This window comes from Flavobacterium sp. CFBP9031, from assembly GCF_034044945.1.
GTDB lineage: Bacteria > Bacteroidota > Bacteroidia > Flavobacteriales > Flavobacteriaceae > Flavobacterium.
Genome location: NZ_JAXCWF010000019.1, coordinates 61,937 through 71,007 on the forward strand (window position 1 = coordinate 61,937; position 9,071 = coordinate 71,007).

The following is a 9,071-nucleotide window of genomic DNA, read 5'->3' on the forward strand; positions in this document are numbered from 1 at the left end:
AGCTTACTTTATAAGTTTTGCTACTGTTTACTAAATAAAAAAACAACTCGAAGACAAAAACCTTTGAGTTGTTTTAAATCTAAAAATCTTCTCCAAGCAAACCCAAAAATTACATTTTAAAACCCGATCGCGCAGATATATTTCCGCAACGATAGCGCGGATTTGTAATCCTTACAAACAGCCTTTTCCTGGACTGAATATCAAATATTTTGTTTACAGAGGTTTACAGAAAAGTGATTTTTTCACAACTGATTCCGATCCATTAATTATTGCAAAAAGCAGTTCAACTTCTGACTTTATTAATAAGATAAACGACGATTTTGATGCTTTTCATGAAGGACGTGTAAAAAAAGAGGGCGAAACAGTCACGCCTATTCCTGTTCCTCCTTTCACCGCTAAGTTTATTGGCTATGAAAAAGAAAAAGAGGATGATGATATCGATGGAACTTTATTAATCTCACTTTCTGACTTCTTTTTTAAAGAATCGAAATTTGTCGCAGCTGGCAATACTTTTGATGAGAAAGACGATTTCGAATTGCCTCTAATCGATATTGGAAAATCATTAGGAAACTTTGCACAAGGCGAAAGCGGAATTGATGTTGTTCTAAATTACGGCGATTACAAACATGATTTTGATAATACTGAATTTGCTTTCAATTTAGAATATGCCCGTAAACCTTTTGCAGAAATTACGATAAATGGCGAAACAGATTTCATTAAAAAATTGCAGCGCGAGCAAAGCACCCAATTTATTGATATTGCAGCTTTCTATGGCTCGCATGTTGAAAATGGAGTTGTTACAGCAACTGCTTCTGGAGTTCAAACCGAGAAAAAAGGAACAGCTATTTTTACTGATTTGCTTAATAAGTTTTGGACGAAAAACAATTGGTACGTTTATATTCAAAGTGACCGTACCCGTAGTTATGATTTTTACGGAAACTATAAAATTGGTGAAGATCCTGAAAACCTAAAAACAGGATTGTTGAAAGACACAGCCACAAATGAAGTTCCTATGACTGCTATTACGTATGGAAATTCTGGATGGCCAGTTTTAATTAATACACAAAACCAATCAAATACAGTTACTACCAATAACCTGTATCTGCAATTTCCAACAGACAACAATAACAACACTGCTTTTTACGGACAACTTGCGAAAGTTGGCAATGCACAAAAAGACAATTTTATTAATGCAGATGGTTTACGACTGCCTCCTGATGAAGAAGGAAATTATAGTGAATTAACCTCTACAGTGCAATTAGCTACTCCAGCTGTTGCAGGCGAAAACATTGCCGCATTAAGTCTTTTGATTTATCAGGGAAAAGTGAATATGTATACCGATCAGGTAATTCCTGATGAAGAAGGAAATCTTGTAATTACATACAGACAAGCGAACTTTTTTGATAATGTTTTTAATTTAATAAAAGCCAGCCCATTATTGAATTTAGACGGTGATAAAAGTTATTCTAGAATGACTTCTGAAAAACTAAACCTTATCAATGAATTTTATGACAAAAAACAACAGGGTATTTCGATTGTTCAAACGCTAACTGTAAACGATGTTATTGAAACTGGAATTGAAGAAACACCTACTGTCGCTCGCGTAACTTATATTACAGAAGCAGTAGATGTTATGAATAATGCTGTTTCTGGAACTGAAGGTACTATAGGAGATACAAAAACTACTGCTCCTGCAAGTAATCCAATAGGAAACAATAAAACTTATCAGCTACCTGAGCCTTATTACTATAGTAGACAAATGTTTACTGACAATTTAGATACAATTGTTGGATTACAGTTAAAAACACTTGACAATTCAACAACTGGAAAAATTATTTTAGGAATTACTCAGGCTGAAAATGAAAAACTAAAAGATATTATTAACGATAAGAAAAATCCTCGTCTATTTTTATTAGATCTTTTTGAGAATGACAATGAAGTAACTTCTCCTGAAAACATCAAGTATCAAAAATACAAAGTTGCAATTGTTGCTGAAGATGCTGATGGCAAAAATGAATTGATACAACCGACAGACCCTCTTTTTGTCTACTCACTTAATCGAAACTATCATTTCAGCAAAAGTTATAGTGAGTATGTCCCGGAGCAACAATTCGAATCCCAATATTTAATTTTAAATAAAGATATAGAATAATGGTAGTGCTTTTATACAAATCAGGTATACCTGTAAAATTAACAAATGATTTTAGTGATTTGCGATTCGATATTGAAGGTTTTTTAATAGCCTTTACACACAAAGCAATCATTGAAAAAAATATCATTACAACTAAATATGCATTTCATCATAAATCAGAATTTAAAACAAACGATAAAAAAAGATCTGATTTAATCGACGGATTTTATGACGAAGACCAATTTTTAAAATATACTGAAAGCGTTATTTTTAATATTGTTTCTGCTAGCGATATGATTTACAAACACAAGTTTAATTTTGATAAATTTATTGCTAAAGCAAATGATTCAATTTCTGTAAGCGTTACTAATTTTGATGCTCCTTACGAGCTCTTCTATGATAGAAAAAAATATGATTTTTTAATAGAAAACTTGTCTGACGGGAAAGGTCTAAGGAGTTATTCTGATGGTATACTTGATGGTTTTGATGTTATTGATTATAAACTAAAATTACCTAGTAATTATTCTTCTTCTATCGTTAGCATTCAAAATCAAGTAAATACTCCTGGGTATCATTTTTATGCGAAAAATTTAGGCAATTTCATTCATCAGTATTCAAGTGATGAAGAAAAAAGAAAATTTAAAAAAATTACTATCCTTATAATTTTCAAAATTAGAGAAATCATTAATGAGATATTTCCAAATCTACTTTTAAATGTTAGTACTGAAAAAACTTTAAACGATGCTGCAAACTCGATTAATACAGATCTTGATAATTTAACCAATTTTGAAAAAACACTTTTTCTTTTAAAGAAAAGTTGGGGATATTATTATGACCCTTCTTCAATTTTACCACACAAAAGTAATTTACCAGAAACCTTTAATGAGAATTCTACTTATTCCGATTTTGAATATTATTATTTAGGATTAGTAAGTTTTTATGATGAGTTTTATAAAATTCCTCAAACATTAGCAAAAGCTCCAGAGCTTAAGAGGTATCTATTTATTTTAACATTACTTCCTATTAATGCACTATCACTTATTCCGATTGAAGTTACAAAATCAATAATTGAATCCTTCATAAAAAAGAAATATTTAGCAGAATATCAAAAGAGATTTTTAACGAGATTGATCGTTTCAATTCCTTTTTCTTTAGCAGACTCATTTTTGGATTATTTAGCTGGAATGCAATAATGGCATGGATACAAATTATCAGGCTGTATATTACATACTTGGAGATGCTCGTACCAAAAGATATATTCCTTTTTATAATGAATCACTCACAAGAAGACAATATGTATTTGCTATTTATCAATTATGGACTGCATCGAAATATAATTTTTATCATATTCCAAATGGGGTCACTCCAATTCTAAATAATATCAACCCAAACGCATATTTTATTCAAAATTCTCATGAATTTAAACTAAACAATGTATTAGTTTTTAATACAGGTTATTATTTTACAGAAGAAGGAATTACAAAACAAAATTTTGAATATTCTGCTCAATTTCTCGATGATAAAATTAGTATTTATAAAACTGAACAAATTGAAAATTATTACAATCAATATATCGACAATGGTAATGGCGCTCCAGCAGTCAAAAGTCAAGTTCCTTTAAAATTACCTACAAAAGTAGGCGATTTTCATATGTATCATCCAATTTCTTTAATTGGAATACAACCAGATTTAGAAATTATCTTGCCTGAAGCAAGTTTTTATCCTGCCTTTATTTTTCAATACATTGAAGAGTTTGAAAACCTTAAAGAATTTGATGCTGCAGTTAATTTAGGCATTGCAATTACTATCGAATTAGCTTTAGCTTATTTTACTGGTGCTTTATCTAGTTTAAGATACTTAAATTATCTAAAAAATGCATCAAGAATATATCAAGCCCTAACCAATTCTGCGCTTGCAAGTGAACAAATTATAATTTGGACTGCTTTAGAAGGGGCTTCAAATACTTTAGCTATCTCAGGAAGTATATTTTACTCTTACAATAATTATTTAATCCAATTATCTAATGATCCTTCAGAAATAGAAAAATTAGAAAAACTAAACAGTATTTTATTTTGGCTAATACTTGCACAAGCTACAGCATCAGTAACTTTTAGATATAAAGCAATTAATGCCGCAGATGAATTCTTAGATTCTATCCCTTCTGGAGCTATTCATCCTGATGTAGAAAATTTATTAGTAACCCTAAGAAATCAAAAGGCAACAAATATTATTGGTATAAGACAAAAAATTATTGATTTAGGATTAGAAGATGGTACTCTATTAACAAAATTTGATGATTTTGCTGCTGATGTCAAAATAGCATTTTGGAATGATTTTAAAAGATTATCTAAGGAAGAATGGAAGTTAGTAAACAAAACAGAAACTCTTAAAAATTGGAAAGATCTTTATGATAGAAAAATTATCGATCGGGCAGATTTAACTGTTATAACCAGTTCTCTTAAAATGAATGCAATTACCACATATTATCCGCATATACCTTTAAGAAATATATTGGAATCTGCTGAACGTAGCAAAAGGTGTTTTTTTTTAAATGAATTTGGACGCGATACTCCTTATTTTAATAAATTTGTTCTTAACCCTGAAAAGATAACTGAATTTGTGAAAGGTAATGGATTTAGGATGTCTCTTTTAAGTGAAGCTGATTATCTCTGGCTAGAAACTGGTTTTTCAGCAAATCAAATGGAAGATCTTTATGAACATTTAATGGACATTCGGAGAACAATTAAAGAGCCTAATAAACCTCATCTTAATATTGCACATGATTTGATTAAAAATTATTCTATCGCGAATAAAGCTAAAGCTATTAAGTTCTTAGATGATGCAGACAGAGTTAGTATTGGTAATTATATAGAAAAACCAGCAATAGATTATATAAGAAGAAATCTCGCCTCCTACGAAGAAGGTTATGTTAGTATAGATATTGTATTTTATGGTGCAAATGGTAAACCTTTACACAAAGGAGCTATCCGAGATATAGATGGATTAATTTATGATATTTACTCACAAAAATTCGAAACAATTAAGAGCTGTAAGCTCCCTATTAAAAAGACATCTTGGAAAGAAGAATCAGATTTTATTCTAGCATATGGTAATATTCCTCTTAGAGACAATACATTAATTAAAAATTTTATTAGGAATAATGAGAGATTGAAAAAACTTAAAACAGATAAATTTATAAACAAAATAGAAAGTTTTAAATTTAAAATGAAGGACGTAAGAACAAAAAAAGATATACTCATGAACGCCTCTGATTTTCAACAAAGGGTAAAAAGTTCTTATTTACAATCAGACATTATCGAAATAAATCCTTCAACTTTTAACACTACCAGAGAACAAATAATCGAAGGTACATATCAATATTTGCACAAAAAATACAACCAAACGAATAGTTGGGATTAATAACTTATTAAAGAAAAAAAATGGCCAGAAGAATAGAATTAGAAGTTAATTATGATGACTCAAATGCACCAGGTTTCTACACAAATTTTGATGATTATGGAGCTATATTATATTATGCTTTTACTGTAAACAAAAATTTAGCTTTAGAATTATACAAATCAATGGTAAGTGAATATAGTTACAAAGAAAAAACTGGAATGCCTGTTGGAGAATTGACTAATGTTGATTCAAATGTTTATATCTCGCTAAATGATTTACCACAAGTAATTACATTTATAAATAATCAAATTTTACCCTCTTTACAATTATTGCCATTAAATTTGGATTTAACAAAAACATGGAATATTGGAAATAGCTTAGAATCGTTTTTAATGAAACAAGGTAGTTTTTTTGACTATTTCAATATTGATAACATTGAACAAGATGATTATACCACTGAATATTTTATATCTGTATTTAGCAAATTAAGAGATTTTTTTCAAGAAGTTGTTAATAAAAACGTAATATACAAGGTGGCAATTGTTTAACATCCCGATCGCGCAGATTTAGCTCCCCCGCTGGCGCGAGCGTCCCGCTAGTGAACGCAAAGTTGTCTTGTCCTAAAATAGATTTACAAAAAATAATAACAATCCCGATCGCGCGGATTTATCTCAGCAACGATAGCGCGGATTTGCAATCCGTGCCCGCAAAGATTGGTTAGTTCTCTTTGTAATTATAAAAAAGTACATTAATTGTGTAACTTTTGCTTTAGTGATTTGTTTTTGTGTCTTACTGTTGCGGGCACGGATTACAAATCCGCGCTATCGGGTTAGAAAATTCTGTTTTGGGTTACAATAGAAATATTACCGTGAAAATTGACAATACTAAAGTAATTATGCCAAGATGTGTAGACTGTTTTTATATAACAGACTTATTAACTTTTATAATAAATAAAATGAATGTAAATTTTGAAAATATAGAAATTGCCAATGTCGATGCGGGAGGTGGATTAACATACCATTATAATGGTCTTCCTTTTACAGGAACAATCGTAGAATATAACAACAATGGAGAATTGATAGGAGAATTCAATACAAAAAATGGCAGTAAAGAAGGGAGAATCGCCCTATATTATAATAGCGGTCAAATTATGGATGAACATTTTGAAAAGGATAATCGTTTATATGGTATTTATAAAGAATGGGATGAAAATGGAAATTTATTAAGTGAGGTTGATTGTGGACCACAGCCTTAATAAAACTCGATCGCGCAGATATATTTCCGCAACGACCCCGGCCCCGATCGCGCAGATTTATCTACACAACGATAGTCCCGATCGCGCAGATCTATCTCCGCAACGATCGCGCGGATTTGTAATCCGTGCCCGCAAAGATTGGTTTGATCTCTTCGCTGGCACGATCGTCCCACTCGTGAACGTAAAATAAAACAACAACTCAAAGACAAAAATCTTTGAGTTGTTTTAAAATCAAAAGAGAAAACCAAATCTCTTAAAACTCCAAAAAATTACATTTTAAAAAACAACCAGGAAACTTAAAACCATAAGTTTCCCTACTCTATTATTGGCTATATCTAAGCCAGTACACAAACCTATTTCTTTGTTTTACAGCTCTGTAAAATAAAACCCTATTGTGACGCCACTAACACAATTTTTAAACATTCAGGATTACTTCCAATCATCCAAAATTAACAACTGTTTGTAAGTGCCAATATATCTGAATGAATTACGGTAATCCCCTATAAGCCCGATTAAAAGCCTGTAAATTATTTAAACCCGTAAAAATTAATTAAAAATGAGTACAAATCACAACAGAATCAGAGTGGCGGACTTAGAAACAAATCAGCCAAACAAAATTTTAAAAACAAATCTAAATGGTGAATTAGAGTTTAGCGATGCAAACGGTCTTCAAACCGAAAACTACAATGCACTTGATTGCACAACCGAAGGTAAAACCTTAGATGCCAGACAAGGAAAAGCATTAAAGGATATGATTGAGAATATTAGTACATCACCAGTTTCTTTAATCAATGATCTCACAACGGGAGGAACTACTGAAGCTCTAACTGCAGAAATGGGAAAAACTTTAGAAAACACTAAACTTACCGCTTCTCTAGCTACAGATGTAGAAACGCAAATAGACTCCGCTGTAACTGAAGATAAAAAAGTAATTAGCCGACTAAAATTGTTTAATTGGTGGACTTGGATCAAGTCTAAGACTCAAACTATCTCTGGAGCTTGGAATTTTACTAATAAAGTTACATTAGCTGCTGGGAATACAGCGCTTCCATCACTTATTATACCAAATGGGACTTTAACAACTGCAGTACAAAATGGAGCTATAGAACGTGACAGTAGTGGAAGACTCTGGACAACAAGAAGCGGTGTCAGATACATGCTTACAGAAGATGATGGAAGTTATATTAAAATTTTATTAAATGGCGGACAAAAGACTTTAGACACTCCTTCGCCTTATATTACAACAAACGCAGTAACTGACACACTATTAGGCACATTCAATGCTGGTAGTTTGTCCAATAGTATTTTAGCAAAGTTATCAATGATAGGAAGTGCTGGTGATGTAGTTGCAGGTGGCGGAACTGTAGCCCCGACAGTAAACAAATTTCAAATTGTTATAAAATTTACTAATGCCCTTCTGTCTTCTTCCGCTTGGGGCCCTGGCACAATAAACGAGTTAGTTTTGATAGATAATATTAATGTAACAGGAACTACTTCAATGCTTACTGGTACTTATGCGCCATGGGATTCTAATGTTGGTTTGTTTAATGGCTTATATGTATGGGATAGTGCAAATCCAGGAAATCCTAAAAACTTAAATGGAGTATCTGCCCAAATATTTTGTAGAAGACGCACTGAGTTTGCAGATTCTACAAATGCGAATGGGAAAAATCAAGCGATAAGAGTTTATACATCAATAACTTCAACTTTGATAGAGAGGATAAGAATTTAAAGATAATTGCAAATAATTTCCAGTTTATCCGCTCCTTGTGTGAGCGTCCCACCCTTGAACGCAAAACAAAACAACAACTCAAAGAAAAATCTTTGAGTTGTTTTAAAATCAAAAGAGAAAACTAAATCTCTCAAACTCAAAAAAAACACATTTTAAAAACTCAGGAAACTTAAAATCATAAGCCTCCTACTCTACTATTAGCTATACCTAAAGCCGATACAAACCTTATTTCTTCGTTTTACATCTCTGTAAAATAAACTCCTATTGTGACGCCACTAACACAATTTTTAAACATTCAGGATTACTTGCAATCATCCAAAATCAACAACTGTTTGTAAGCACCAATATATCTGAATGAATTACGGTAATCCCCTATAAGCCCGATTAAAAGCCTGTAAATTATTTAAAAACCCGTAAAAATTAATTAAAAATGAGTACAAATCACAACAGAATCAGAGTGGCGGACTTAGAAACAAATCAGCCAAACAAAATTTTAAAAACAAATCTAAATGGTGAATTAGAGTTTAGCGATGCAAACGGTCTTCAAACCGAAA

General features: G+C 31.5%; 6 protein-coding genes. All 6 read left to right on the forward strand.

From position 1 onward, the window contains the following. Positions 1 to 535: 535 nt before the first annotated feature. The 6 genes from SOM12_RS23155 (at position 536) to SOM12_RS23180 (ending at position 8,517) form a co-directional block, all read left to right on the forward strand. On the forward strand, positions 536 to 2,152 hold the full coding sequence (locus SOM12_RS23155) for a hypothetical protein (protein WP_320495703.1): 1,617 nt from the start codon (positions 536 to 538) through the stop codon (positions 2,150 to 2,152). Continuing rightward, complete coding sequence (locus SOM12_RS23160; protein ID WP_320495705.1) at positions 2,152 to 3,324, forward strand: hypothetical protein; 1,173 nt, start codon at positions 2,152 to 2,154, stop codon at positions 3,322 to 3,324. The genes SOM12_RS23155 and SOM12_RS23160 overlap by 1 nt, the downstream gene beginning before the upstream one ends. Positions 3,325 to 3,328: 4 nt before the next feature. Continuing rightward, positions 3,329 to 5,551, forward strand: coding sequence for a hypothetical protein (locus tag SOM12_RS23165; protein ID WP_320495706.1), 2,223 nt, complete (start codon positions 3,329 to 3,331; stop codon positions 5,549 to 5,551). Between the two features lie 20 nt (positions 5,552 to 5,571). Next, complete coding sequence (locus SOM12_RS23170) at positions 5,572 to 6,078, forward strand: hypothetical protein (protein ID WP_095931283.1); 507 nt, start codon at positions 5,572 to 5,574, stop codon at positions 6,076 to 6,078. Between the two features lie 407 nt (positions 6,079 to 6,485). Next, positions 6,486 to 6,785, forward strand: a complete 300-nt coding sequence (locus SOM12_RS23175) for a toxin-antitoxin system YwqK family antitoxin (RefSeq protein WP_141248171.1) — start codon at positions 6,486 to 6,488, stop codon at positions 6,783 to 6,785. Positions 6,786 to 7,341: 556 nt separating this feature from the next. Continuing rightward, positions 7,342 to 8,517, forward strand: a complete 1,176-nt coding sequence (locus SOM12_RS23180) for a hypothetical protein (protein WP_320495708.1) — start codon at positions 7,342 to 7,344, stop codon at positions 8,515 to 8,517. The last annotated feature ends 554 nt before the right edge of the window (positions 8,518 to 9,071 follow it).

Excerpts from the sequence above, each read along its gene's own strand:
- SOM12_RS23160 (WP_320495705.1), top strand. The coding sequence starts at position 2,152 with ATGGTAGTGCTTTTATACAAATCAGGTATACCTGTAAAATTAACAAAT.
- SOM12_RS23165 (WP_320495706.1), top strand. The coding sequence starts at position 3,329 with ATGGATACAAATTATCAGGCTGTATATTACATACTTGGAGATGCTCGT.
- SOM12_RS23170 (WP_095931283.1), top strand. The coding sequence starts at position 5,572 with ATGGCCAGAAGAATAGAATTAGAAGTTAATTATGATGACTCAAATGCA.
- SOM12_RS23175 (WP_141248171.1), top strand. The coding sequence starts at position 6,486 with ATGAATGTAAATTTTGAAAATATAGAAATTGCCAATGTCGATGCGGGA.
- SOM12_RS23180 (WP_320495708.1), top strand. The coding sequence starts at position 7,342 with ATGAGTACAAATCACAACAGAATCAGAGTGGCGGACTTAGAAACAAAT.